21 protein-coding genes and 1 CRISPR repeat array are annotated in these 26,007 nt (G+C 61.1%); of the genes, 8 read left to right on the forward strand and 13 right to left on the reverse strand.

The window, feature by feature from the left end:
• Nucleotides 1–60: 60 nt before the first annotated feature.
• Both Thiofri_RS20840 and Thiofri_RS20845 read right to left on the reverse strand, forming a co-directional pair.
• Nucleotides 61–333, reverse strand: a complete 273-nt coding sequence (locus Thiofri_RS20840; RefSeq protein WP_009148067.1) for a Nif11-like leader peptide family RiPP precursor — start codon at nucleotides 331–333, stop codon at nucleotides 61–63.
• 230 nt (nucleotides 334–563) lie between these two features.
• The gene (locus tag Thiofri_RS20845; RefSeq protein WP_223296712.1) at nucleotides 564–806 is read right to left on the reverse strand and encodes an NHLP leader peptide family RiPP precursor; all 243 of its coding nucleotides are present in this window, start codon (nucleotides 804–806) and stop codon (nucleotides 564–566) included.
• A gap of 188 nt (nucleotides 807–994) precedes the next feature.
• Here Thiofri_RS20845 and Thiofri_RS20850 point away from each other — a divergent pair, with 188 nt between their 5' ends.
• A complete protein-coding gene (locus tag Thiofri_RS20850; RefSeq protein WP_009148069.1) occupies nucleotides 995–1,585 on the forward strand; it encodes an RNA-directed DNA polymerase in 591 nt (196 codons plus the stop codon).
• 130 nt (nucleotides 1,586–1,715) lie between these two features.
• On the opposite strand, the gene Thiofri_RS20855 is transcribed toward Thiofri_RS20850, so the two are convergent.
• Nucleotides 1,716–1,988, reverse strand: coding sequence for an NHLP leader peptide family RiPP precursor (locus Thiofri_RS20855; protein WP_009148070.1), 273 nt, complete (start codon nucleotides 1,986–1,988; stop codon nucleotides 1,716–1,718).
• Nucleotides 1,989–2,693: 705 nt separating this feature from the next.
• On the opposite strand from Thiofri_RS20855, the gene Thiofri_RS20860 reads away from it, so the two are divergent.
• Nucleotides 2,694–3,629: an HD-GYP domain-containing protein gene (locus Thiofri_RS20860; RefSeq protein ID WP_009148071.1), complete on the forward strand. Its 936-nt coding sequence runs from the start codon at nucleotides 2,694–2,696 to the stop codon at nucleotides 3,627–3,629.
• A gap of 82 nt (nucleotides 3,630–3,711) precedes the next feature.
• On the opposite strand, the gene Thiofri_RS20865 is transcribed toward Thiofri_RS20860, so the two are convergent.
• From Thiofri_RS20865 to Thiofri_RS20890, 6 genes are all read right to left on the reverse strand, one after another.
• Nucleotides 3,712–5,289, reverse strand: coding sequence for an ATP-binding protein (locus Thiofri_RS20865; protein WP_040855638.1), 1,578 nt, complete (start codon nucleotides 5,287–5,289; stop codon nucleotides 3,712–3,714).
• A gap of 334 nt (nucleotides 5,290–5,623) precedes the next feature.
• Nucleotides 5,624–8,050: a SpoIIE family protein phosphatase gene (locus Thiofri_RS20870; RefSeq protein ID WP_009148073.1), complete on the reverse strand. Its 2,427-nt coding sequence runs from the start codon at nucleotides 8,048–8,050 to the stop codon at nucleotides 5,624–5,626.
• Nucleotides 8,028–9,236 carry an ABC transporter substrate-binding protein gene (locus Thiofri_RS20875; protein ID WP_009148074.1) on the reverse strand — a complete coding sequence of 403 codons (1,209 nt, stop codon included), beginning with the start codon at nucleotides 9,234–9,236 and terminating at the stop codon, nucleotides 8,028–8,030. The genes Thiofri_RS20870 and Thiofri_RS20875 overlap by 23 nt, the downstream gene beginning before the upstream one ends.
• A 20-nt stretch (nucleotides 9,237–9,256) precedes the next feature.
• Nucleotides 9,257–9,598, reverse strand: coding sequence for an STAS domain-containing protein (locus Thiofri_RS20880; RefSeq protein WP_009148075.1), 342 nt, complete (start codon nucleotides 9,596–9,598; stop codon nucleotides 9,257–9,259).
• Nucleotides 9,599–9,893: 295 nt separating this feature from the next.
• Nucleotides 9,894–12,131 carry a S8 family serine peptidase gene (locus Thiofri_RS20885; protein WP_009148076.1) on the reverse strand — a complete coding sequence of 746 codons (2,238 nt, stop codon included), beginning with the start codon at nucleotides 12,129–12,131 and terminating at the stop codon, nucleotides 9,894–9,896.
• Between the two features lie 223 nt (nucleotides 12,132–12,354).
• Entirely contained in the window at nucleotides 12,355–13,467 is a 1,113-nt protein-coding gene (locus tag Thiofri_RS20890) for a helix-turn-helix domain-containing protein (protein ID WP_190275796.1), read from the reverse strand.
• A gap of 241 nt (nucleotides 13,468–13,708) precedes the next feature.
• Here Thiofri_RS20890 and Thiofri_RS20895 point away from each other — a divergent pair, with 241 nt between their 5' ends.
• The 4 genes from Thiofri_RS20895 (at nucleotide 13,709) to Thiofri_RS20910 (ending at nucleotide 17,712) form a co-directional block, all read left to right on the forward strand.
• Entirely contained in the window at nucleotides 13,709–14,506 is a 798-nt protein-coding gene (locus tag Thiofri_RS20895; protein ID WP_009148078.1) for an inositol monophosphatase family protein, read from the forward strand.
• Between the two features lie 86 nt (nucleotides 14,507–14,592).
• Nucleotides 14,593–16,323, forward strand: a complete 1,731-nt coding sequence (locus tag Thiofri_RS20900; RefSeq protein WP_009148079.1) for a 2-oxoacid:acceptor oxidoreductase subunit alpha — start codon at nucleotides 14,593–14,595, stop codon at nucleotides 16,321–16,323.
• Nucleotides 16,310–17,164, forward strand: a complete 855-nt coding sequence (locus Thiofri_RS20905) for a thiamine pyrophosphate-dependent enzyme (protein WP_009148080.1) — start codon at nucleotides 16,310–16,312, stop codon at nucleotides 17,162–17,164. The genes Thiofri_RS20900 and Thiofri_RS20905 overlap by 14 nt, the downstream gene beginning before the upstream one ends.
• On the forward strand, nucleotides 17,161–17,712 hold the full coding sequence (locus Thiofri_RS20910) for a ferritin-like domain-containing protein (protein WP_009148081.1): 552 nt from the start codon (nucleotides 17,161–17,163) through the stop codon (nucleotides 17,710–17,712). The genes Thiofri_RS20905 and Thiofri_RS20910 overlap by 4 nt, the downstream gene beginning before the upstream one ends.
• A 106-nt stretch (nucleotides 17,713–17,818) precedes the next feature.
• Here the strand turns inward: Thiofri_RS20910 and Thiofri_RS20915 are convergent, their stop codons facing one another.
• The 3 genes from Thiofri_RS20915 to Thiofri_RS20925 form a co-directional block, all read right to left on the reverse strand.
• Entirely contained in the window at nucleotides 17,819–18,187 is a 369-nt protein-coding gene (locus Thiofri_RS20915) for a sulfur globule family protein (protein ID WP_009148082.1), read from the reverse strand.
• A 138-nt stretch (nucleotides 18,188–18,325) separates the two neighbouring features.
• Nucleotides 18,326–19,027: an HAD family hydrolase gene (locus tag Thiofri_RS20920; protein WP_009148083.1), complete on the reverse strand. Its 702-nt coding sequence runs from the start codon at nucleotides 19,025–19,027 to the stop codon at nucleotides 18,326–18,328.
• Nucleotides 19,028–19,165: 138 nt separating this feature from the next.
• Nucleotides 19,166–20,236: a quinone-dependent dihydroorotate dehydrogenase gene (locus Thiofri_RS20925; RefSeq protein WP_009148084.1), complete on the reverse strand. Its 1,071-nt coding sequence runs from the start codon at nucleotides 20,234–20,236 to the stop codon at nucleotides 19,166–19,168.
• Nucleotides 20,237–20,334: 98 nt separating this feature from the next.
• On the opposite strand from Thiofri_RS20925, the gene cls reads away from it, so the two are divergent.
• Nucleotides 20,335–21,729 (forward strand): cardiolipin synthase, encoded by a 1,395-nt coding sequence (cls, locus tag Thiofri_RS20930; RefSeq protein WP_143741918.1) that lies wholly within the window; start codon nucleotides 20,335–20,337, stop codon nucleotides 21,727–21,729.
• A gap of 314 nt (nucleotides 21,730–22,043) precedes the next feature.
• Nucleotides 22,044–23,387, forward strand: coding sequence for a dihydroorotase (locus tag Thiofri_RS20935; protein ID WP_009148086.1), 1,344 nt, complete (start codon nucleotides 22,044–22,046; stop codon nucleotides 23,385–23,387).
• Between the two features lie 140 nt (nucleotides 23,388–23,527).
• Nucleotides 23,528–25,519: direct repeats of the CRISPR family, unit length 37 nt; unit sequence GTCTTAATCCCCTAAAAATCGGGTCATCGTTCGGGTC.
• 137 nt (nucleotides 25,520–25,656) lie between these two features.
• Here Thiofri_RS20935 and cas2 read toward each other — a convergent pair.
• Nucleotides 25,657–26,007 carry a CRISPR-associated endonuclease Cas2 gene (gene cas2 / locus Thiofri_RS20940; RefSeq protein ID WP_009148087.1) on the reverse strand — a complete coding sequence of 117 codons (351 nt, stop codon included), beginning with the start codon at nucleotides 26,005–26,007 and terminating at the stop codon, nucleotides 25,657–25,659.

Raw genomic sequence — 26,007 nt, forward strand, 5'->3', positions numbered from 1 at the left:
GCCCGGGTCACCCTCGGGTCGCCTTCAACTCAAGGGTTGGCCCGCGTGGCGCGAGGCGATTTAGAACCGATAATCGCTGTGTCTCCGACGATAGGGCCGAAACAGCCAGCCGCCCGCGACCGACTCCAGTTCCTCCTCGCTGATCTCCTGGCCTTGCCGCAAGAGCGATTCCTTCATCGCGGTGAAGTCGCTCTCGTCCAAGCTGAGCCCGAGCTCTCTCGCATAGGCGATCAGACCATCGATATTGTCATGGCCGATGGCCTCGACTTTCTCGGCAACGGCGCTGTCGTCTTCCACCATCTTCATCAACGTTTGTAGGTCTTGCGTGGACATTGCTTAAAATCTCCTAACGTTCATGGTCACGGCCACCCCGGAGGATGAAACCCGTTGTTTCACGGTAACGAAGTTGCTGCCTAATCTCGAAATTGGGGTTACCAATGGAGGGGTCCGCCTTTTCCCACAACAGATTTTAAAAAAAACATTCCCATAAATTGCACTACATCCAATACTTGACTGGGAAGTTGTGCTCCAGCAGCCACTGCGTCCAGCTCTTCATCCGACAGCTACGTGGGCCGTGAGGGAATCACTAGCGTGAAGTCCTGTGCGGTGTTTTCCACCACCTGCACGCTAACACCCTCCGGCAACTCCATCCCCTCGGCCTTGAGCGTCTCGGCCGGGTTGTCCAGGAGCCGGTGCTTGAAGACCTCGTCCGCCCAGCACTTGGCAATGAGCTGTTGGTATTGGTTGGATTGGTCGTTCATCGGTTTCTCCGGCAGAAAGTCGTGAGTCGAGTGACGTGCCGTCATGGAATTGCTCACCCTGGAGGCAAGCGTCCCGTTCAGCAGCGGCGCGCTGGCGGACTCAGGATGCCAGCTTCGCAGTGGTCAGGCAAGGAGCCAAATGGCGATCCGTGCTGGACGTTCTCTCTCGCTGGATCGACCAGCGATCCCTGCCAGTTAGCCAGTGCTGATCAGTTGGAGTGGCCGGTCTGAAGATGGTCATCGTTTCGCCCGACTTGGCCGTTCTGGTGGGTGAGTATCTGCGGATACCGGACGTTCACCACACTCGGCGAGGTCTGGTCGCGAGTGCGGCCCTTTCACCACTCTTGGGTGCGCTCTATCTCGTGTCACTGGACCGCGCCATGCAGGCGTTGGCGCAGCGGGCCGGTATCCGCTACCGCCGCTTTATGGATGACTTTGTGATCTTCGCGCCGACCCGCCACAGGCCGCGGGCGGCCATTCGGCGCATGCACGCGGTGCTCGCAGCGCTCAGGCTCAGCGTCCATCCCGACAAACGTTTCATCGGCAAAACCATCAAGGGGTTCGATTTCCTGGGGTATCGCTTCCGACCGGGCCGGAAACCGCGGCCCGCCCAGCAGTCCATCAACCGACTCATCACCCGGGCACGCCGGCTTCATGAGCAAGGAGCCGATCTCGATCGGCTCCGGCAGTACGTGTGGCGTTGGTATCGATGGCTGCACGGCGGGCTACGCGGCCGGGTCAGCACCAAGGGGCGATTCATCAGGGTCTGGGTCACCGTTCTAAAACGACTTCACCTCACCGGCAACCGTATCCGCCCGCGCTGAGCGGCCTCCGGCCGCGCACGGGTGGGGTGTCGCTGGAACACAGCTAGGCGCGTTCGGCATCGGGCTTTCCCGCCGCGCGTGGATCAACATCTTAATGCGTTAGTTTAGGCTATCTCATAATCCGTTACCCTTATAACCAATTAAAATTCCACCCCCAACCGTCATAAAAACCACCCGCCGCACCGCTCAACTCTTCGTGCGACAACTCCGCAGGCCGTGCAGGAATCACTAGCGTGAAGGCCTGTGCGGTGTTTTCCACCACCTGCACGCGAACCCCCTCCGGCAACTCCATCCCCTCGGCCTTGAGCGTCTCGGCCGGGTTGTCCAGGAGCCGGTGCTTGAAGGCCTCGTCCGCCCAGCACTTGGCAATGAGCTGTTGGTATTGGTTGGATTGGTCGTTCATCGTGTTCTCCGATAGAAAGTTGTTAGTTGAGTGATGTGCCGTCATGGAATTGCTCACCCTGGAGGCAAGCATCCCGTTCAGCAGCGGCGCGCTGGCGGACTCAATGTGCCAGCTTCGCACTGGTCAGGCAAGGAGCCAAATGGCGATCCGTGCTGGACGTTCTCTCTCGCTGGATCGACCAGCGATCCCTGCCAGTTAGGCAGTGCTGATCAGTTGGAGTGGCCGGATGCGGATTCGCTGTCGTGGTACTCAGCTCCGGTGGCAGCTGTGGGTCGGCAACCGTCTACCACCATTTTCATCAACGCTTGTAGGTCTTGCGTGGACATTGTTAAAAATCTCCTAACGTTCATGGTCACGGCCACCCCGGAGGATGAAGCCCGTTGTTTCACGGTAACGAAGTGGCAGCCTAATCTCGCACCCGGGAACCGGTAAAATCCCGAGGCGCAAGCCTAGCTTGGGCGGCTTGTTTTGACTATGCAATTCCGGCAAGACTTGCGTCCACAAGTGCCGCCGCTGCTGTTTTCTGGAGCAAAAAATCAGGAGAATGTGACTTGCCTCGCCTTCGGGACAATAAGGGTCGCCGTGGGAGACGCTTTCGTTATCATCAGTGGCTAGAGCTTGCGCACAGCCGCCGTGTCCATGGGCGCCTGGCTCGCCCCAAGACCCTTGTGCGTCTTGCTATCTGACAGTGCAACAGAAACCTGCATGAGCTTGCAAAAGAACACAACAGTGCCTGCCAATTCGCCTGGAAGCACGCGCGGGCTGACCGCCGAGGAGCGAAGCTCACTAGAGCGACTCAGGAAGGTGGCGGAGCTGATTGCCGCGGGCGATTACAGGGAAGTCGACAACCTCATGGCGATGACCGCGGGGCAGGATTTGCCGCGGAGTATCACGGCGCTCGCCGAGGCATTCGGGATGATGGTGGTCAAGGTTGAGTCGCGGGAATGGCATCTCGAGCTGTTGGTCAAGCAGTTGTTGAATGCCAATCTGGAAATGCTTGAGATGCTTGGCGCGATGATCGCCAAGCGCGATAGCGATACCAGCGCGCACAATTACCGGGTGACACTTTACGCCGTTCGCCTCGCCGAGAGGCTGGGTCTGGGGTTGCCAGATATCCGCGCCCTCGTGAAAGGTGCGTTTCTTCACGACATCGGCAAGATTGCCATTCCTGACAACATTCTGCTCAAGCCAGGACGCCTTGACGAGCAGGAGTTTGGCGTGATGCGGACGCACGTCGATCATGGTGTCGAGATTATTCGGGGCTCTTCGTGGCTGAAGGATGCCGAGGCCGTCGTGCGCTGTCATCACGAGAAATACAATGGCGAAGGCTACCCCAATGGCTTGTCTGGCGAGGCAATTCCTCTTGTGGCAAGGATTTTCGCCATCGTTGACGTCTTCGATGCGTTAACCTCGCGCCGACCTTACAAAGAGGCAATGACCGTTGAGCAAGCGCTCGCGATTATCACCGAGTCAGCGGGTAGTCATTTTGATCCGAGGCTCGTCGATATCTTCCTGCCTTTGGCCGCGACCTGGCATGAGGAGCTCAGTCAGCTCGATGAAAAGGCCGTGGCGGAGCGAATGAGGCAACTGGTCGCGTTGTATTTCGACGATTTCAAAAGCCTTTCCGATCACCGCGTTTGATGTCTGATCGCAAAGACGCTCGGGACTTGACAGTCATCATGTCTCGACGAGGTGCTTGATCAGCCGCAGGTGATTGTGTCGCTCAGGCACGAATCACCCGAATCGGCCGACCGGCTGGGCTGCTGGCCTCCTCGACCCGGGAGCGTGCCTCAATCGGCGGCTGCCCGGCGCGGCGGTCGAAAATCACGAGCCAGCCGGTGTCCAAACCCAGTCCGTTCAGGTAGCCATCGAGCTGGGTCAGACCCTCGGTGATCGGATCCGGGCGTCCGTCGCGCCAGACCTTGAGTTCGATACCGAGGGTGACCGAGCCATAGCGCAGGCACAAATCCATGCGCCCCGCGCCGATGGCGTACTCGCGCTCCAGACTGCCGCCGCCATTCACGACCCGATGCAAAAATGCCATGAGCACCAGATGTGGCGCAATTTCAGCATAGGGTGCGCTGCGCAGAAGCGGCTCGCCGTGCTGACGCCAAAAGCCGAGAAACGCTTTTAGCAGGCGCTCGGGGTCGAGCCGACCTTGGGCATCGAGCCAGATGGGAGCGCTCTGGGGTAGCGAATCTTGTGGGCCCGATGCCAGCATGCGAGGTAGCACTTCGCGATAGATGGGATTAGCCACCTCCAGCCCGCCGCCTTGGGCGCGACGGAGCAAACCAAGGTCGACCAGGTAGTCGCGATCATCCAGAGGCACGCTGTCCAGCGTCTCACCGGCCAGCATCGGCTCGATGACACGCCGCACTCGCTCTTCGCGTAGCTTGTCGGCAAGCTGATCGAGATGGGTGACGCGCTCAACAATCATTGACTCCTTGGCCGCATCGATCATCGCGACGCTGATTGGATGGCGGTGATCCCGCCCCTCGGGTTGTTCAAAACAAGTGCGATAGGCGATCGCATTGACCAGCCAGGGTTGGCCTTGGGTCAGCTCCCACACGCGGGTCAGCGCCTCGGGGGTGAAGGCCTGGCCGGTTTCCTGGGTGTGCTCTTGTAGCAGACGCTGGGTTTCCTCCGGTGAGAAGTCGCCCAACCGAAGTGATTTGGCCTTGATGTTGAAGGCACTGCCGCCGGTGATGGGGGCCGGCTCGGAGCGGGCGTGGATGCGGTAGTCGTGTAAATCGCGCACACTGCACAGCATCACGGTTTGAGGAAAGGGCAGCCCCGGGCGCTGGGTGTAGCCAGTGCGCAGTTGCCGCAGCAGGGATACCAAGGTATCGCCGATCAGGGCATCAACCTCATCGAGCAGCAGCACGATGGGCCGCTCGGCCGCCGCGCTCCAGCGGGTGAGCATGCCGCTTAGCGCACCGTCGGCGCCTTGTTCAGCCAGGGCCTGGTTCAGCCATTCGAACAGGCGCTCCTCACCAAGAAGACCGCGCGCCGAGGCGCCAATGGCGCCACAGATGGCACGCATGGCGCGGGGCACCTCCTCGCGCGCGGTCTGCGCCGTTTCGATGTTGACATAGAGTGCCTGATACCGCCCGACCCGATTGAGCTGCTCCATCAGCGCGATCATGCAGCTGGTCTTGCCGGTCTGGCGTGGGGCGTGGAGCAGGAAATACTTCTGGCGCTCGATTAGTCCAAGGATTTCCTCCATGTCCCAGCGTGTGAGCGGCGGTAGGCAATAATGCTGGGTGCAATGGATTGGGCCTTCGGTGTTGAAATAGCGCATCTTTACAGTGCTCGGGCGAACGAAACTCAGCGCCAAAGGATAGCAGGCCTTGGCGCCAACCCGCATCGCTCACCCGCATCCCACACCGAGGTGGTCGCGGCGCCGGCGGCCATGCAGGTGGGGCGCGTCCCCGGACAGCGGCGTCCCGGCGGAAGGGCACCTGACTTGTTGACGCTTTGGTCGTGGTGCTCGTGAAAAACCGTCACGTCCTGAAAATCCAAGATGTCCAGTTGGCCGTGATTTCCGTTCCGATTCCGAGTCTGGTTCCAGCCCTGATGGTTTCAGCCCTGATGGTTTCAGGGTGCTCCTGGGTACCCAGACGTCAGCCGCGCCATCATGTCTCGGCAAGGCGTTTGATCAGCCGCAGGTGATTGTGTCCCTGCTCGAACTGGTAGTAAACCCCGTCCATGGTCTGGCGGACGAAGTGAATGCCTAGCCCGCCGATCTGGCGTTCCTCGACGTCCGATTCCGTGTCGGCGTCGGGCATTTCGAGTGGGTTGAAGGGGATGCCGTCGTCGACGAGCTCGGCCTCCAGGCGATCTCCCAGGGGGCGCAGCTCGAGAGTGAAGCTGTGGGCCTCGCCGTCCGGGTAGGCATAGTGGATGATGTTGGTCACCAGCTCATCGAGTGCCAGATTGAGCGGGTGAATGACTTTGCGCGGGATGCCGTGCGCGTCACCAAAGCGCTCGAGCCAGTCAGCCAGGCGGCCGAGCTCGGAGAGATCATTGGTCAGGGTGAGGCGTTTTGGCTGGTTCATCTGTGCTTCCTCGCGGCGAAACATCATCATGGTGATGTCATCGAATTGCTCGGCCTCGCCGGTGTGAGCGCGAATGTCCGCCAGCAGGGCATGGAGGGCATCATGGCAGCTCAGTGACTGACTGGCGCGCATGCGCTGGTGCAGGCGTTCGTTGCCGAATTCCTGGTCGTCGGCGTTCATGGCTTCGTTGACGCCGTCGGTGTACAGCAGCAGGCTCTCGCCGGGGGCAAGGGTCAGCTGGCCGGTTGCGTAGTCCAGATCGGCAATGGGGCCGGCGGCGACGCCGCTTGGGCTGTCGATCCAATCCACCCGACCATCCGCGCGCAACCACAGCGGCGGATTATGGCCTGCATTGACATAACGCACCCGCCCATCAGACAGGGACACAAGGGCACAGAACACCGTAACGAACATACAGGCATCATTGTGCTCGGCCAGAGCGTTATTCAGCCGTGCCAGCACCCGGCCCGGATCGCGGTCGGTCTTGACCTCGGCGCGCAGCAGGCTGCGGGTGACCGCCATGAACAGGGCCGCTGGCACGCCTTTGCCAGAGACGTCGCCGATGGCCAAGAAGAGATGGTCGTCATCGAGCAGCAGGAAGTCGTAGAAGTCCCCGCCCACCTCGCGCGCCGGCTCGATGATGGCGAACAGGTCCATGTCCTCGCGCTCGGGAAAGGCCGGGAAGGTCTTGGGGACCAGGTCCATCTGGATATCGCGCGCGATGCGCAGTTCGCCCTCAATGCGTTCGCGAGCGGCGGTAGTGGCTTGCAGATCGGCGATGTAGCCCTTGAGATGGTCGCGCATGGTGCGGAAGATCGCCGTGAGCCGCGCGACCTCGTCTTCGCCCTTGGGTTCCGGCAGCGGCTCGTCGAGGTGACCGGCGGCGATGCCGGGCGCGGCCTCGCTCAGCGCGGTGATGGGCCGGGTGATGGAGCGGGCGATCCAGCCGACGGTCAGCAGCAGCAGCAGCAGTCCGCCGCCGCCGGCCAGCGCCTCGATCTGGGTGAGCTGGGCGATATCGCGATTGAGCGCGGTCTGGGAGATCAACACCCCGGATGTCCAGCCGGTGGTCGCGAGCCGATCCCATGCCAGCCAGCTGGTTTCATCGTTCGCCCAGCCGACCCATGCGCGTATGCCGGGCTGACCGGATAGCATCGCCTGGCCGGCCTTGCGCAGATCGGGGTCGCCGCGGGCCTCGGCGACGCTGAAAATGGACTCGTCCATGGTGAGTTCGGCGATCGGATGGCTGATATGTACGCCATTGCGGCTCAGCAGGAAGCCATAGCCGTTCTCGCCCAAGGGCAGTTCGGCCAACATCCGGTCGAGCCAGGTCAGCTCGATATCGCAAGTGACGACACCGGCGAAGACGGGACCATCTGGCGAGGGCAGGCGCACCGGAGCCGAGTAGGTCACCATGCGCACGCCGGTGGTTTTGAGGTATGGCCCGGTCCAGATGTAGGGCTCGGTCCAGACGGGTCGGTCGAGAAAACGCGGGAGGTAAAACCAGTCCTGGCCAATGTAGTCGCGGTTGTCGTGGCCGAGATCCGTGTATCTCAGCGTGCCCTCGGCGCGATAGCTGTAGGGGGACCAGGCGTCCCAGCCGGGTGGCTTGCGCTCTGGCAGCCAGGCGAAGGCGATGCCGTAGAGAGCGGGGGTGCCGCGCAGGGCTTCTCGCTGCAAGGCGCGCACTTGCTCCAGGCTCAGATCGAGCGCGGTGGCATTGAGGCTGATCGCCATGCCATCGACCAGGCTTTGCAAGCGGCCGAGGGTCATGTCGATGCGGTCGGCGGCGGCATTGGCAAGGAAGCGCGCGCGGATTTGCGCGTCCTCGGTCAGACGCTCGCGGAAGCTCAGATAATTCCACAGTAGTAATCCGCACAGGATGAGTCCGGCGATGCCCACGGTCGACAGCAGCAGGCGGTTGCGCAGCCGCGCCCGCAGCGGAACCGGGCGTATTTCCAGGTCGCCTGAGGGGGCGATTTCAGCGGGAGTTGGCGCTTTCATCTGGCGATGCGTCCGCGTTCGCACTGGGGGGTGAGCGGGGAATTGAGTCTCGGGCTGGACGCGCCCCTGGGCTGGGGGCAGAGTTGGGAGTTGGGCCTGGAACTGAGGCGGGGACCGTGGCCGGACGCGGCCGCGGTTCCCTAGCCATGGATGGAGTCTTATCCTTGGCGTCACACCTCGGACAGAAGACAGCGAAAGGTAGTGGCGCCTTGATGAAATCAGCCGCGATCAGCGCCTTGGCTGTGGCCGCATAGGCACGCGCCGAGAGCTGCCCATTCGCGGATGCCGCATCGGAGTGCTCGCCGAAGATGGCTGCCAGCAAATGCTTGAGCATCCAACGCTCATGGGGGCGGTTGGCCGGGATGCCCGCGTGCTTGGCCTCGGTCAGAACCAGATCCAGGGCTTCCTCCGGGTGGTCGCGGGCGTATTCCCAGCCCTTTATGGTGGCATTCCACAGCCGTTGCGCCAGCTCGCCGTGATCCTTGAGCCAGTCGGAGCGGGCGTAAAGACCATCCTCGGGAAAATCAAAGCCAAGCTCGCGCGGGAGAAAAACCGTTAGCTGATCCGTGTCGACGCCAGCCTGCCAGACGCGGTGAAATTCGTTGTACTCCATCGCCGCGCAGGCGGAGACGCCGCGGTGCAGAAACAGATTCACCGTGCCGTATTGGGGAATCAGTTCGGGTTGGATTTGATGTTCGGCGAGGAGCGCGCGAATCGCGGCGGAAAAAGGCCCGGGCATCAGGCTGACGCGGCGGCCGTCGAGATCTTCCAAGTGGGAGATGCCGTGATCCTTCCATGCCAGGAGCATCAGGTTGGAGCGTCGCACCAGCTGGCCAATCAATACCGGGCGAGGATCCTCAGCCGCCGTAGTATCTGAATTGGCGGCAGCGACCATGGCGTCGGCCAGAAAGGCCGTTGCCAACTCAGCCTTGCCCTGCCGCAGCCATGCAAGCGAGGAACGCAGTGCATTGCCGTGCAGCAAGCTCACCCGCGCGCCAGCGGCGGTGTAGAAGCCCTGTTGCCGCGCCAGGTAGAACCCGGCGAACTGACTCTGGGGGCTCCATTGCAGTGCAATGCGCACTGCGGGCAGGGAGTCGGCGCCGTCCGCGGAGACTGGGGCGGCGCCCTGGGCCAGCGGTGGGGTGACCAGGGCCGCGCACAGCAGAAGGGGTCGCAAGTCCAGCATCCGGAGCTTAACGGCCGGGGTCAGGCGGGTGTTGAGAGCTTTGTGAGCGCCTGCTCGCGCGAGTCGAAGGTCTCGATGATGGAACTGAAGCCGCTGAGCTTAAAGACCTCCCGCACCTCTTCCTGCAGGCCGCACAGGCCGAAGGGGCGGCGGGCTTTTTTGCACTCCTTGGTGGCCAGCAAGAGCACGCGCAAGCCCGCGCTGGAGATGTAATCGAGCGCGGCGCAGTCGACCAGAATCACGGGCGCGGCATCGAGTTGGCCGAGCATGGTTTCCTGGAGATCCGGGGCGGTGCTGCCGTCGAGACGCCCCGAAATCACGAAAATCAGCGCATCGGATTGTGTTTCTGTCAGAATTTCCATGGTCTCGCCTTCGGTTGGAGCTGAATACTTGCAGGGTTCATCGTCCGCGGGATTGATTGATTCTCCAGCACCGGGCGGGCGCTGATGCGCGGAGCTGTCACCTCCACGCTGATCCCGGGGGCCGCTTAAGCATAACGCCTTGGTCGCCTTTCGTCCCCTTGCATCAGCGTTTGAGCGCCGTCCCTGGGAATCCGATACTCATTTGGAGCATGCCAACTCGCGCGCGACAGAGGCGGATCGATGACCACCAAAGGCGTGCTCCCGTGTTGACGTGGAAGCAAACCTTTGTGCTTTGCTAAACCAGTGAGAACACATCACTGCTGAGTTCATCAACGGACAGACCTAGCAAGGTTACCTGGTTGCCAGCGCCGAGGTTGATCACCGCGTTACCCTGTGCATCGGTGAAGGCGGTCTCGAGCAGTGTCGAGGGGCCGGCGAGGATCTGGCCGTTGATGGCTTGATCCACCTCGATAAGGTCGTTGTTGGGGTCGAAGTCCGCGATGCGATCGCGACCGCTGTCGGTTTCGAATACAAAGCGGTCGGCTCCCGCTGCTCCTCTCATTAGGTCGGTACCCCGCCCGCCGACGAGGATGTCGGCGCCGGCATTGCCGAAAAGCAAATCATCGCCGCGCCCGCCGAATAGGATGCTGTCCCAGGTCGCCGCGAATAGCGCGTCGGCCCCATCGCCGCCTATGGCTTCGGTGACTTGGGACCCTGGGGCAAGCCTGAAGGGTGTGCCGGCGATCTCGCCGGTGATGCCAGGCGTGAGGTGAATCACAGTGTCGCTGGTGACGGCCGCCGCGTTGATGCGGGCTTCGCCATCGGTGGCCAGGGTCTGACGCCAAGGCTCGGCGCTGGCCAGGTCGGCGTAGCGGTCGGTGTAGAAAAAGGTCTCTGTCGTTTCCCCTTCCGGATTTCCATAAAGCTGCAAACCCAAGCCATCGAGCTCGCCGTTGGCGGCGCCTTCGCCGAGGTCCCAGACCTGGACGGTCCAGGTGCCGAGGGTGCTTTCACCCCGCGAGGCAGTCGAGACGAAGCTGGTATCGAGATCTTCTCTGCCTTGCATGCCTTGATTCATCTCGGGATCGAATTGGTCATCGATCGCAACGCGATAATCCAGGACCGAGTCAGGCACCACGCCGGGGCGCACCAGCAAGCGGCTCTCGGTTCCTGCCGGGGAGATGACGGAGATGGCCAGATCGCCCCACCATTCATGCTCGATAGCGACGCCGACCTCGATCCACTCGACCTCGAAGGCGTCGGTGACCTCAAAGCTGTAGCTTAATGGCTCGCCTGAATTATCCGGAATGGGAACGTCGTTGAGGTTGAGGGAAAGGGGTTCTGGAATGCTCACCTCATTAAAACGGGTGCGCTGCTCGGTCCAGGTCTCGGCGATACGCACAGCGGCCAAGGCATCGACAAAACCGAAGCCATAGTCGTGACTGAAGCGCATCCCGCCGCCGTTGAAGTGGTCGGCGCCATTGGTTTGCCATCGATCGACCTCCGTTGCTCCTTGCTGCCAGTTCGGTCGGGCGCTGAGGGCGAGAATCTCCTGCACGTCCCGATAGCCAAGCGCAGGGTTGGCTTCCAGCATGAGAGCCACCACGCCGGTGACCATGGGGGCCGCCGCGGAGGTGCCGGCCATCTGATCGGAGTAGTTATCGTCAATCTCGGGCGAGTTGTCTACAGAGTAGCCGTCCGTTCCGAGCAAATCCGTCGTTGTGGATTGGAATGGCATTAGGGTGTTTGCGACATCCTCCGCGGGGAGGTTGTAACTGACCGGGGCTGTCACCAAAAGCGATGCTCCGGGGTTGCTATACCACATGATGTCGCCTTGATTGGTGCCGGCGGCGACAGACACCGTTTGGCGAAGCGCCTCGAAGCCACCGTCAGTCGACCAACGGGCGTCTCTGTCCATGCCGTCAACCGGCCTGCTACCCGTCTTCTCGTTGCCAGCGGCGATGACATTGATGGTGCCCAGACCATTTCTGCCAAGAATGACAGAGCTTTCAATGCCGGCGGTCTCGGAAAAATTTTGATCCGTCAGGGGAGTATTCGTGCCATAACTGCTATTGGTGACGTCATAGAGGAAGCGCTGGTGGTTGAGCGTTTCACTAAAGGCCTCGTAGCTGGACGCACCGCTCACTGCCCAGGCTTCGGAGTCGGGATCATAAATTCCGACGCCAAAGGTGGCGTCATAGGCAACGCCGACAATGCCTTGGCCGTTGCGCGCGCCAAGTATCAATCCGGCAACGGCGGTCCCGTGCGCACCAACTTCCTCTCCCCAGCCGTAGGGACTGGGGTTGACGGGATGGCCGGCCATCATCGGTTGCAAGTCAGGGTCCCAATTGGGTTGGAGGTCGGGGTGGGTGACCTGGGTGCCGGCATCGAAGACGCCGACCGTGACGTTGGCGCCGGTATAGTCTTCCCAGACCGGAACCACATTCAGATCAACACCGGGGCGACCACCGAACTGTCCGAAATTGAGCAAGTGCCATTGGTAGGGAAGGAAGTAGGGATCGGTTGGGAGCATGGTCGTGACCTCTCATGGAATGACGCGGACCTGGCAGGCGGCCAGTATCCTTGGTTTTTTGGATCCGCACCGCGATTCTCCCGCGCGGACTTGAGCATTCAAGCAATCGACGCGGCGGGACTCTATCCGTTTCAATGCGTCGCGACTATGCAATTCCGGCAAGACTTAGGGTCGCCGCGGGAACGGCGGGTGGAGCTGGGTCATGTTCAGGCACTGAGCGCGTTCAGACGCTGAGCGCGCGCGCCAGGGTGAGTGAGGGCTTTTCGTGAAAAAGCGCGCGATAATCCCGGGAAAAATGCCCCATTTGCAGGAAGCCCCAGCGGGTCGCCACGGCCGTCACCGAGGTGGTCGCGGCGCCGGGATCAAGCAGCTCGGCGCGCGCGCCGTTCAAGCGCAGTCGGCGCAGGTAGGTTGCCGGTGGGCATCCCATCTGCTCGTTGAAAACGTAGCGCAGGGTGCGCTCCGAGACATGAAGATGCGCGCACAGGTCCACCATTCCAGGGGTTATGCCCCGGTTGAGGCAGTCCTCCATGAACTCGCGCGCCGCCCGCGCGGTACGCCATGCACGTCGGCGACCGTGCAGGTAGGGCGCGTCCCCCGAGTGCCACGGGCCAGAGGCCGTGATCGCGAGCAGTATTTGCTCCTTCAGGATGGCGTGCAGTCCAGCAGGGTCTGCCCCACCGCGACCCGTTCCTGGCGCCTTCCCAACCGTGAGAATCTGGTGCATGACCCTTTCCAGCCGAGCCTTGCCGACCGTGCCCAGGGATTGCAGGGAGCGGCTAGCGCCCAAGCGATCGGCGAGCGCGGCATCCAGGATATGCAGGTCGCGGATCAGCGCGTTTTGGTCGATGCGCGCGTAACTGTTGGTGTGACCGCCTGGCATCAGGATGTCGAACTCGTGCTGTTCGGGTTGGAAGAAAGCCAGGTCCTCGCCAGCGATGACAAACTGGGAAAATCGCGCGTCGTGATGACCGCGATCAATGAACGACAGGGTGCATTGTCCGGGCGGTAGGGCGCCGGATTTGTTGACGCTTTGATGGTGCTGCTCGTGAACCAACGTCAGGTCGCCGAAGTCGACGATGTCCATGCGGCCGTGGAACTGGCCGGGGCTGATTTGGCGGTAGATGATGGGGACCCAGGACTGGGCGCCGGCGGCTTGGGAAGCATCGATAAAGGCGAGGTTGCGCGAGGAGCGGTCTTGGTGCTTATCGATCGCGTCCGCGCGAGCGGTCATTGCGCCGATGGTGCCGTGGCGCGATTGCGGAAGGTGATTCAGTTGTGGGGGGGGCGCTGGACTATAAGGGGGCGTGCGCGCGGCGCTGGACAATTGCTTCATCCTCTCTTCTGTGTGGGGTGGCATTGGCGGCGCATTCTCGCGGAGACGAGCGGCCGCACAATGACAAGCTCACGCGGAAGACAGGCTACTACGCCGGCGGCTTTGATACCAACGCCGAAACCTTCGAGTCGCCTCCAAAAAGGCACTCCGCTGTGGAGTCGCCGATGGCTGAGTGCTCGGGATAGCAAGGAGTTCACCGCAACGGGTGCCATTTCAGACGCTCTTGCGGTATGGTTATCCCATGGACCCCATGCTAAATATCGCCATTCGCGCCGCACGCAGTGCCGCGCGCGTTATCATGCGCTCGTTCGAGCGACGTGATGAACTCATCATTTCCACCAAGCAGCCAAACGACTTCGTCACCGAGGTTGACCGTGCCGCCGAGGCGGCCATCCTGCAGGAAATCCGCAGCAAGTACCCCAGTCACGCCATTCTGGCCGAGGAAAGCGGTCAGCATTCCGGCAATGACTTCGAGTGGGTGATCGATCCGCTCGACGGGACGACCAATTATCTGCACGGTTTTCCCCAGTTTGCCGTCTCCATCGGCCTGCGCCATCGCGGCCTGATGCAGCAAGCGGTGGTCTATGACCCGCTGCACGAAGAACTCTTCACCGCCAGCCGCGGCGGCGGCGCGCTGCTCAATGACCGGCGCCTGCGCGTCAGCAACAGGCGCGACCTGCGCGGAGCTTTGCTCGGCACCGGAGTCCCCTTTAAGGACCAGGACGAACTCGCGTTATTTCTCGAGACTCTGAGAGTGATGATTCCCGAGACCGCTGGCGTGCGGCGCCCAGGCTCTGCGGCGCTGGATTTTGCCTATGTCGCCGCCGGGCGTCTGGACGGCTTCTGGGAGTTTGGCCTCTCGCCCTGGGATTTCGCCGCTGGTGCCCTACTGGTGCTGGAGGCCGGCGGCACCGTAACCGACATGGCTGGCGGTGATCGCTTTTTCGAAACCGGCAATGTGGTGGCCGGCAATCTGCGCATTCATCAGGACATTCTCGAACGCCTGAAGCCCGTGCTCAATGGCCGGCTGAAAGCCTGATGCGGAGCAAGGCCGCGCGAGTCGGCCCATGTCTTTCTAAAGCAGCGCCTGCACGGATGATGCTTCTGGCGCGAAGCGAGTAATGAATGTCTGACTGGTATCAATCCTGCGCCATCACTGGCTCGGGCGGCAGCGGCGCCGTCACCGCCGGCATGCTGGTGCTCGAGGCGGCAGCGCGCGCTGGCTACTATGGGCTAATGACGCGCTCGGCCGGCCCGCAAATTCGCGGTGGCGAGTCGGCCGCCATGCTACGGTTTGGCCCCGCGCCCGTCACCTGCATGGGCGACAGCTTCGGTATCCTGGCCGCGCTCGATTGGGGAAATTTCGCCCGCTTCGCCGGTGAAATCCCGCTCACTGCCGACACCCTCATACTCGCCGACCCCGGCGCTGGCAAACTGCCGCCCGAGCTTGAGCCCTATCGCGAACAAACGCGCTGGATCAATCTGCGCGAACTCGCAGATACAATGCCCAGCGGGCGTTTCAACATGGTCGCAGTCGGCGCCATCGCCGCCTGCGCGCGCTTGCCGCTGTCGGCGGTACTCGAAGCCGCTACCGCAATCCTGAGCGCCAAAGGGTCGGAGGTCATCGCCGCCGCCCATGCCTGCATTGGCCTTGGTTACCAACAGCTTCCGGCTGAGGCCGACGCAAGCCCCGCACCGTCTGAGGTACCCCGTCGCTGGAGCCTCAGCGGAAACGAGGCCGCTGGACTGGGTGCGCTGCGCGGTGGCGTGCGCTTTGTGGCGGCCTACCCCATCACCCCGGCAACCGAGATTCTCGAGTGGCTGGCCCCGCGCATCGCGCGTCTTGGCGGCGGCCTGCTGCAAGCCGAGGACGAGCTGGCATCCATCAACATGATCATCGGCAGCTCCTTCGGCGGCGTGCCCTCCATGACGGCCACCTCCGGTCCCGGACTCAGCCTGATGATGGAGGGAATCGGCCTTGCCGTGGCGAGCGAAACCCCCATCGTCGTCATCAATGTCATGCGCGGCGGACCGAGCACCGGCATCCCGACCAAGTCCGAACAGTCGGATCTCAACATCGCCCTCTACGGACTGCATGGCGATGCGCCCCATCTGGTGCTAGCGGCCCTGGATATCGCCGACTGCGTGCTCACGCTCCATTGGGCGACACGACTGGTCGAACATCTGCAAACGGTCGCCATTGTGCTGTCCGATCAGCTCCTGGGGCAATCGCGCGTCATTGTTGATCCGCCAGAGACACCCGATCTGTCCAATCTGCCCCTTGGCCGCCGTTGCGCCACAGCCGATCCGGGCGCCGACTACCAGCGCTACCAACTCACAAAGGATGGCATTTCGCCAATCAGTGCCCCTGGGCTGACGGACCTCAGCTACACCGCCGACGGACTCGAGCACAACGAGTTCGGCACCCCTTCCAGCCTGGCTGGCGACCATCTCGCGCAACTGACCAAGCGCCGCGATAAGCTGACGCAGTTCGACGCTGGGCCACTCTGGGCCGAGATCACCGGTGCGGGCGACCTCTGTCTGCTCACCTGGGGCTCGAGTCACGGCGCGGTGCTCGAGGCCGCCGCCAGACTCAATGCCAGTGGCCGCCCAACCCGGGTGCTCGGTCTGCGGCTCATCGCCCCCCTGCAACGCGCGGCGCTGCACGCAGCCACCACCGGCACTCAGGTCTGGGTAATCGAGTTGAATCAGGACGGCCAGCTATTCCACTACCTGCGCTCCGAGGCCGCCCTGCCGGAGGGCGCCAGGTCTTTTGCCCGCCCGGGGCCGTTGCCGCTGCGCCCGGCGGAAATCCTCACCGCCATTGCTGCGGAGCCTGCTGATGACCACACCTAGCGCCGAGCGCCCCAAGAGCTCCTCCACCACTCTAAGGGCCAAAGACTACAAGTCCGATGTCAAGCCGGTCTGGTGCCCAGGGTGCGGACATTTTGGCGTACTTGCCGCCCTGACCAAGGCATTTGCCTACCTCGGCCTACCGAAAAACGAAGTCGTCACCGTCTCTGGCATTGGTTGCTCCTCGCGCATCCCGGCCTACATCGACGGCTATGGCTTTCATGGTGTGCATGGGCGCGCCCTGGCACTTGCGGCCGGGCTCAAGGCGGCGCGACAAGACCTCACTCTGGTGGTCACCGGCGGCGATGGCGACGGTTTTTCCATCGGCGGCAATCATTTCCTGCATGCCTGCCGGCGCAATATGGACATGACCTATATCGTCATGGACAACGAGGTCTATGGCATGACCAAAGGCCAGGCATCGCCCACCACCCAGCCCGACTGGTCCCACAGCAAGCTCACCCCACACGGTACCGGCGTGCCACGGTTTTATCCTGCCGCCATTGCGCTCGCCTCCGGCGCCAGCTTCATCGCCCGTGGCTACGCGGGCGCACCCAACGAGCTGGTTCGGCTGCTGGTGCAAGCGCTTGAGCACCCTGGCTTCGCGCTGGTGCAAGTGCTAAGCCCCTGCCAGACCTTTCGCCCAGAGCAGAAAGCCTGGAAGCAGGCAGTGCATCCGATTGCCGAGCCCGCACCGGCGGACCCGAGCGAAGCCGCGCGACTCATCCAGAGCGACGACGGCCTGGCGCTCGGCGTACTCTATGCCCAGCGAGCGCCCGTCTATCAGCCGCGCAACCAAGTTGAGGCTGAGCTCAGTGAGATCGAAGCGGAGTTTCTGCTATGAACCAAACCGCATCTGAACCCCCATCTAAACAGGAATCGCACTCGATTGAGTCGCTGGAAGAACTCTGCGCCCATGCCCTGGAACTCGAGCACGAGTCAGCCGGGCGCTTCCACCAACTCGCCGACAGCATGGAAGTGCATCACAACGCCGAGGTGGCAGGGCTATTCCGCGAGCTCGCCGAGCTTAGCGAGGCCCACGCCGCCGCGATTGAGGCGCACGCCCACGGGCTTAAGCTGCCGCAGATTCCACCTTGGGAATTCAAATGGAACTGCCCGGACGAGCCGGAGAGCCATTGTCTGGACGAAGAAGTCAATTACCTGATGACCGCCACCCAGGCGCTGCGGGTGGCGCTGTTTAACGAGGAACATGCGCGGGCTTTTTATCAAGGGATTGCCGATCACACCAAAGATGCAAAGGTGCGCGACCTCGCGTCGGAAATGGCCACCGAAGAAGCAGAGCATGTCAGCCTGCTCAATGAATGGCTGGAACGGCAATCGCCGGAAGCAGAACCCGCCGATGATTTCGATCCGCCAAACGTCCCTGAGTAGACAAGCCCGACTCAAACGCAAAAAGGCCGGCACCATGGCCGGCCTTTTTGCCCGATGAGCCCACGTCCGGCACTTGGGTGCCGGTAGCGGACTGGATTCAGCGAGCTTACTGCTGCTCAGCCTGCGGCTGCTGCGGAGCAGGCGCGCCATAGGGGGCTGGAGCGCCATAAGGAGCCGGGGCGCCGTAAGGAGCGACTGGCGCACCATAGGGGTAGCCGTAAGGGCCGCCATAGTAGTAGGGAGCGTCATACCCATAGCCGCGCCCATAACCGCGACCATTGCCACGCCCGCGACCACCGCCGCTGAAGCTCATGTTGAAGTCGCCGTAGCCGTCTCCGAACATATCGTTCCAGAAATCACCAACGCCATCATTGTAGCCAGGGCCGTAGCCACCACCCGGACCCCACCAGGCGCTGGCGGTTGCTGAAACACCAAGAAGTGCGGCCACAGCCGCTGCGGTTGCAAGCTTTTTCATTATCCAATCTCCGTTGAGTTATTGCTTTCGAGCTGACGCCAATGCGGCGCCAACGAAGTTAATTATATTAGCGGTTACTAATGTGTCAACCGGAAATCTCGTTTAGCCTGCCTCGGAACCTCGCGAGCCGACGAACGGTTAGCCCGCGCGTGGAGTTTTCAGGCGCAAGCCAAGCGCATGAGTGACCCTTTCGGCAAGCGCATCCGGTGTGGGCAAAATGACCTCGGCCGGGATCTCGTGGCGCACATGCAGGCGCTCGAAATCCTCGAACCCATAGGACACCATAAAGGGATGCATGCCGGTGCCGACTGCGGCGCGGTAGTCCTTCACCTCGTCACCACAGGCATAGGCACGCGCCGGATTAATCTTAAAGCGCTCGCGCAGCTCACGAAAATAGGGCAGCTTATGCTCGCTAAGCGGCAGGTGCACCAGAAAGTCGAGCATGCCGTGGTCCAGCCCATGGCGCTCGAACAGTCGATGCAGGGTGCTTAGCGGATCATTGGTAATGTTGCGGGTCACAATGCCGACTTTCACATCCGCAGCCTCGGCCAGCGCATGAATCAGATGCTCGATGCCATCAAACATGCGCGCCTCCTCGCGGTAGACCTCGGTCAGGGTAGCCACCAGCTTGGTGCGCTTCTGCCAGCCAATCTGCTGGCGCAGGTTTTGCGGCATCTCCTTGAAGCCACCAAGATACTTAAAGATGTTGCGCCGCTTCTGAAAACGCGCCAGCGGACCTATGTCCATGCTGTGATGGTTAAAGGTTTTTTCGATCGCGCGAAAGGCATCGATGGTGGTGCCATCAGCATCCAGAATCACCAGTCGGTCGTCGCTATACATGGGCGTCGGCTTCCAGCAGGCAGGCGCGTAAACCGGCCTATAAAGGTCGCCTGCCGATTGAAGCGGGACGGTATCCGGCGGGCGCGGTTTCAGAGTGGCGAAATGATCCGCAAGCGCGTTCTTAAGTGCAAGGAGTTTTCACAGTCCCAAAGACCTTGGCCGCAACTCCAAGTCTTGACCAAGGATACACCGCACCAGAGCCGGGCCATGGTAAATCAGCCCGGTGTAGAGCTGAATCAGATCGGCGCCGGCGTTGAGCTTTGCCACGGCATCCTGGGGCGAGAAGATTCCGCCAACGCCAATGAGTACCGCCTGTTCACCCAGTTCCGCGCGCAGCCTGGCGAGCAGTTCTGTGCTGCGGGCAAACAATGGCCGGCCGGACAGACCGCCGCTCAGCCCGGCGGGCGGCTCGGGCAAGGCCGAGAAATCAATGGTGGTGTTGGTCAGGATCAAACCCGCACAGCCTTCGTCCAGGGCTGCCCGGGCGCAGTCGATAGCGTCATCATCAGCCAGGTCTGGTGCCAGCTTGACCAATAGCGGACGGGGCGCGGCGAGCCCCTGATTGACTGTCTGCACCGCCGAGATGATGCGCCTGACATCATCAATACTCTGAAGATTTCGCAGGCCAGGCGTATTAGGGCTGGAAATATTCACCGCGACATAGTCTGCCCAGTCACCCAGTACCGAGAAACTCTGGCGATAGTCAGCTGCGGCCTCTGCGGGAGTAGCGCGTTTGGACTTGCCAATATTCACCCCAAGCGGCACACGCAGGCATCCGCCCTCGCGCAGCGCGCGCAACCGGCAGGCCATGTGCTCGGCACCCAGGTTGTTAAAACCCATTCGGTTGACCAACGCACCCTGATGCGGAAAGCGAAACAGCCGCGGACGCGGATTGCCCGGCTGGGGATGCGCAGTCACCGTGCCAACCTCGACAAAACCAAAGCCCATGCGCTGCCAGGCTTGCACCGCAGTAGCGTCCTTGTCGAGCCCGGCTGCCAGCCCGACGGGATTGGGAAAATCAATCCCCATCAGACGCCGAACGCCGGTCTGGCCAAGGGTCTTTGTCCGCGATGGCACATCCAGGCGGTCCAGCGCCCGTGACCAGGCACCTGCCAGTGTCAGGGTCAAACGATGGGCCAACTCAGGATCGAGCCGAAACAACAGCGGACGCAGCAGCCGCCAGCTTCCGGTTGTGGGTTCATGGGTCATAATGCAAGGGTGCAAGTTGCCAACAGCATCGAGAGTATCGCATGGAGTTGATTTTGGAGCTTGAAGATCTGGGCCTGCACCTTGTGCTCACGGCGCAGATGCTCGCGGTAATTCTAACCACGGCGCACATTCTGCTTAGCGACAGGGATGTAGCCTCCACTGTGGGCTGGACTGGCCTGGTCTGGCTCGCACCTCTGATCGGCCTTTTAATTTATTGGGTATTCGGCGTCAACCGCATCCAGCGAAAGGCCCATCGGCTGCGGCCCCAAGGCTCCGCGCAGAGCGAGTCGGCAAGAATTGCGGCCGAAGATCGGGCGCATCATTTGCTTGAGCAGCGCTACCCCCACTGGGTGGCGCTCGGGCATCTCGGTGATGCCTTGACCCAATCGGTGCTGGAATCCGGCAATCGGGTGCGGGCGTTAATCAATGGCGATCAGGCGTATCCGGAGATGCTGCGCGCCATTGATGGAGCACATCACAGCATTGCCCTCTCTACTTATATTTTCGATATCGACGCGGCTGGCCGCCAGTTTGTCGCCGCGCTCGAACGCGCTCATCGCCGTGGCATCAAGGTGCGGGTGCTAATCGATGCCGTCGGTCAGCGCTACAGCCGTCCGCGCGCACCGCGCCTGCTGGCGCGCCTGGGGGTGCCAGTGGCGGTGTTTCTTGAGTCCCTGCTGCCGATTCGCAGTCAGTACCTCAATCTGCGCAATCATCGCAAAATTCTGGTGGTCGACGGACGCGTCGGCTTTACCGGCGGGCTGAACATTCGCGGTGGTTGCCTGCTGGCCAACCGCCCCCGCAACCCGGTGCAGGATCTGCATTTTCATCTGGAGGGGCCGGTAGTGCGCGGCCTGATGAGCGCCTTCGAAGTGGACTGGCATTTCACCACCGGCGAGCGCCTGAGCGGTAATGCCTGGTTTCCGCCCCTGATGCCGCTGGGAGACAGCCTGGCGCGCTGCCTGCCAGATGGACCCGATGAGGACTTCGACGTCATCCGCCGCATGATGCTTGGCGCTTTGGCCCAGGCGCGTCAACGCGTCTGTATCATCTCCCCCTACTTTCTGCCGGATCAGGTCTTGCTCACCGCGCTCAATGTCACCGCGCTGCGCGGCGTCGATGTGCGAATTCTGCTCCCCGAGCGCAATAATCTCAGATTCGTCGAATGGGCCGCCCAGGCGCAGACGCGGCAGATTCTCGCCGGCGGCAGCCGGATGTTTCTCTCGCCACCGCCCTTCGACCACACCAAACTCATGCTGGTGGATGATCTCTGGTGCTTTTTTGGCTCCTCGAACTGGGACCCGCGCAGCCTGCGACTCAATTTTGAGCTAAATGTAGAAGTCTACGACCGTCCCCTCGCCCGCCACCTTCAGCTGTTGTTCGATGCCAAGCTACAGGCGGCAACAGAGATCAACGCCCAGCAGATGCGCACCCGCTCGGTGCCAATTAAACTGCGCGACGGCGCGGCACGGTTGTTGAGTCCCTATCTATGAACGATGGTGATGAAAAAACGCATCATCAAGCAGCTGGAGCGACGCTGCGGTCCGGGTGGTTACAACTAAATGATCTCGGTGTCTAATCAGGACGGCGATCTGCTCTGAATAATCTCCGCTCCGAACACTGTAATCGATCATCAGGGGCCTTGAATTTTCTGTCCGCAAGAACGAGGGAACGCGACAATGACAACCGTCACACTTGATCTCCCCGATTCCTTGGCCGAGCGCGCTGGCGGAGCGGCGCCTATGGGTCGTAGCAGGATGGCATCCGCCTGGCTGATGCCTATTCCCTTAAACGAGTGCTGATTGCGATGAAAACACTGCTGATTACCAATGCGCGCGTGGTAAACGAGGGGCGTCAATACGATGCCGATTTGTACGTCCGCAACGGACGCATCTATACGATCGGTGCCGATCTTCAATCGCGACCGGCGGACCAGGCCATTGATGCGCGCGGCCACCTGCTGCTGCCGGGCATGATCGACGACCAGGTGCATTTTCGCGAGCCGGGCTTGACGCACAAGGCGGAGATCGCGACCGAGTCCCGCGCGGCGGTGGCCGGCGGCATCACCAGCTTTCTTGAGATGCCCAACACCCAGCCGCCGACGCTGAGCCTGGAGGCACTGGAGGCCAAGTACCAGCGTGCCGCCCAGGTCTCGCCGGCCAATTTCGGCTTCTACCTCGGCGCGAGCAACGACAATCTGGACGCCATCCGCCGCCTGCCGGTCGGTGCCGCCTGCGGTGTAAAGGTCTTCATGGGCGCATCCACCGGCAACATGCTGGTCGATGACCCCAAGGTGCTGGCGAGTATCTTTGCTGAGGCACCGGTGCTAATCGCCACCCATTGCGAAGACACCCCGCTCATTCGCGCCAATGAGCAAGCCTATCGGGAGCAATACGGCGAGACGGTGCCGATGGAGATGCATCCGCTGATCCGCTCGGAAGAAGCCTGTTGGCGTTCGTCCTCGCTTGCGGTAGAGCTGGCGCGCCAGCACAACACCCGCCTGCATGTGCTGCATCTCACCACGGCGCGCGAACTCGGGTTATTCGAGCCCGGCTCGCACCGCGACAAGCGCATCACCGTCGAGGCCTGCGTGCATCACCTGTATTTTGACGCGCACGACTATGCCGAGAAAGGCAGCCTGATCAAATGTAACCCCGCCATCAAACAGCCAGAAGACCGCGCCGCGCTGCTTGCCGCAGTCACCGAGGGCCGCATCGACGTGATCGCCACCGACCACGCCCCCCATCTGCTCAGCGAAAAAGATGCGCCCTACTTCGCCGCCCCAGCCGGCCTGCCGCTGGTGCAACACGCCCTACCCAGTCTGTTTGAACATGTGCGCGTCGGCGCCCTGACGCTGGAAACCCTGGTCGAGAAAACCAGCCACGCGGTGGCCGATTGTTTCAACATTCAAGGTCGCGGCTACATCCGCGAGGGCTACTGGGCCGACCTGGTGCTGATCGACCCCAACAGCCCGCACGCCATCAACCGCGCCGAAGTCTTGAGCAAATGCGGCTGGTCGCCCTTCGAGGGGCGGACATTCAGCGCGCGCGTGCTCGCAACTTTGGTCAATGGTGACCTCATCTGGCAAAACGGAGCACTCAATCCGCAAGCGACCGCCGGCATGCGCCTAGAGTTTGGCGCTACGCGCTGAACCGGCCGACTCGAAGCGTCCGCCCCGGCAAGTTCGACCATGCAGTCTTCCAGCCAGCCGCCGAGAGACCACTAGAACCCCGCAGACCGACCCGGGCCAAGGCGCGCTCGACCTGGGCTGCCGGCCGCTCGGAATTTTCCGTCTTACATCCCCAAAAAACGGGTCGTAGTTCGGGTCGCAGAAAATGCGTACAAAGCAAAAGCCGAGCTTGTCTTAATCCCTTAAAAATCGGGTCATCGTTCGGGTCCTTCGACGGCAGCGAGATGCCCGTCTGCAGGCGTCTTAATCCCCTAAAAATCGGGTCATCGTTCGGGTCCCAACAGAAGGATGCTTCCTCGGCGGCGAGCAGTCTTAATCCCCTAAAAATCGGGTCATCGTTCGGGTCAGGATGCTTCGAGCCGGCGCTCGACTCGAACAAGTCTTAATCCCCTAAAAATCGGGTCATCGTTCGGGTCCGCCATGGATCTGTTGGGTGTCGAGGTGATAGCGTCTTAATCCCCTAAAAATCGGGTCATCGTTCGGGTCAGCGCACGCAAATCGCATCTGGCAAAAATCTGCGTCTTAATCCCCTAAAAATCGGGTCATCGTTCGGGTCCAAATGGATTCCGTTAATACCGGCGCTTCCAAACGTCTTAATCCCCTAAAAATCGGGTCATCGTTCGGGTCGGCCAGCTAGACGTAATCGCAAGCGCGGGCGCCGTCTTAATCCCCTAAAAATCGGGTCATCGTTCGGGTCCGACCAACAACGCCCAAGGACGGGCGCAGCGCAGGTCTTAATCCCCTAAAAATCGGGTCATCGTTCGGGTCACGCGCGCGGACATGAAGAGTGCCCGCACTGCGTCTTAATCCCCTAAAAATCGGGTCATCGTTCGGGTCATGACGGATGAGGACTACGCGCTGCGAGCGGCGTCTTAATCCCCTAAAAATCGGGTCATCGTTCGGGTCCAGGCCACGTGGATGGCGTGGCCTTAGTCCGCGGTCTTAATCCCCTAAAAATCGGGTCATCGTTCGGGTCGACCTTAAAGGACGGGGCGTCAATGGAGGAAAAGTCTTAATCCCCTAAAAATCGGGTCATCGTTCGGGTCCCCCAGCCCAAGAGGAAGCCTTCACCCGCATAGTCTTAATCCCCTAAAAATCGGGTCATCGTTCGGGTCTAAGTACGCCCTGAAAGTGATCCTCGATCGATCGTCTTAATCCCCTAAAAATCGGGTCATCGTTCGGGTCCGCCACTTCAGGCCACGTGGATGGCGTGGCCTTGTCTTAATCCCCTAAAAATCGGGTCATCGTTCGGATCCTCGGCGATTGAGAAGATGCCGATTGAGGAAGTGTCTTAATCCCCTAAAAATCGGGTCATCGTTCGGGTCGGAGCTGTCGGCGAAGCAAAAGACCGACATGGCGTCTTAATCCCCTAAAAATCGGGTCATCGTTCGGGTCCAAGAAAGGTAAGAACACCCCTCGCACGATATTGTCTTAATCCCCTAAAAATCGGGTCATCGTTCGGGTCGAGAGTCGATTGAGCAAGCGCTCAGGTTCGAGCGTCTTAATCCCCTAAAAATCGGGTCATCGTTCGGGTCCGTCCATCCTGCGCAGTACCTCGAAGCACTGTGTGTCTTAATCCCCTAAAAATCGGGTCATCGTTCGGGTCACACTACCGTATCATCACTCCCAGACGATATCGTCTTAATCCCCTAAAAATCGGGTCATCGTTCGGGTCCTTCAAGGCATACCTAGTGAACTACGCCCTGAAAGTCTTAATCCCCTAAAAATCGGGTCATCGTTCGGGTCGACATGACCATAGACTATGCGCGTCCCATCGGTCTTAATCCCCTAAAAATCGGGTCATCGTTCGGGTCCCATCATGCTACACGACATCTACCAAGTCCTCCGGTCTTAATCCCCTAAAAATCGGGTCATCGTTCGGGTCCAATCGTAGCGACCACCATTGACTACGGCAACGGTCTTAATCCCCTAAAAATCGGGTCATCGTTCGGGTCGTTATTATTGGCAACCATGTTATACTTACCAGTCTTAATCCCCTAAAAATCGGGTCATCGTTCGGGTCTCGTCGGCCCAGCATCTACGATTCTCTGGTGTCGTCTTAATCCCCTAAAAATCGGGTCATCGTTCGGGTCCGCCAGAGCGGGAAAGCGCCATTTAAACAGATACTTACAAGGGCAGCTGACGGAAATATCGTGTACAGAAAAGTTCACGTGCATTTGGTAGCTTGTTGCTTTCCCTGACTGAAAATTAGCCTTTGTTTCAGCGATGGTCAAGTCCGACCGACGCGGATGTTTTGTGCGTTGACCATGGCGGCGAGGGCGTCGGTCAGACCCGCGTTGGCGGGGATGTCGATGCCACCGGGGAGCCATTGGCGGCCGTATTGGTCGGCGTCGAATTGGAGCGGCAGGGGGTAGACGCGGATGTCGTCTTCTTTGGGGTTGATGATGTCGTCGAGCTCGCCGAGCAGTTCATCAAGGGTGCGGCTGGTGCCAACAACGAGAAAGACTGAATACTGCAGGGGCATTCCGTAACCTTTGACGGTGCGATGCACCCGGACGAGGCGTTTGCGATCAGCAATGTCGTAGGCCAGCAGATAGGGACGTATTTGGTTGGCGGCCAT

The sequence above is a fragment of the Thiorhodovibrio frisius genome, from assembly GCF_033954835.1.
Taxonomy (GTDB): domain Bacteria; phylum Pseudomonadota; class Gammaproteobacteria; order Chromatiales; family Chromatiaceae; genus Thiorhodovibrio; species Thiorhodovibrio frisius.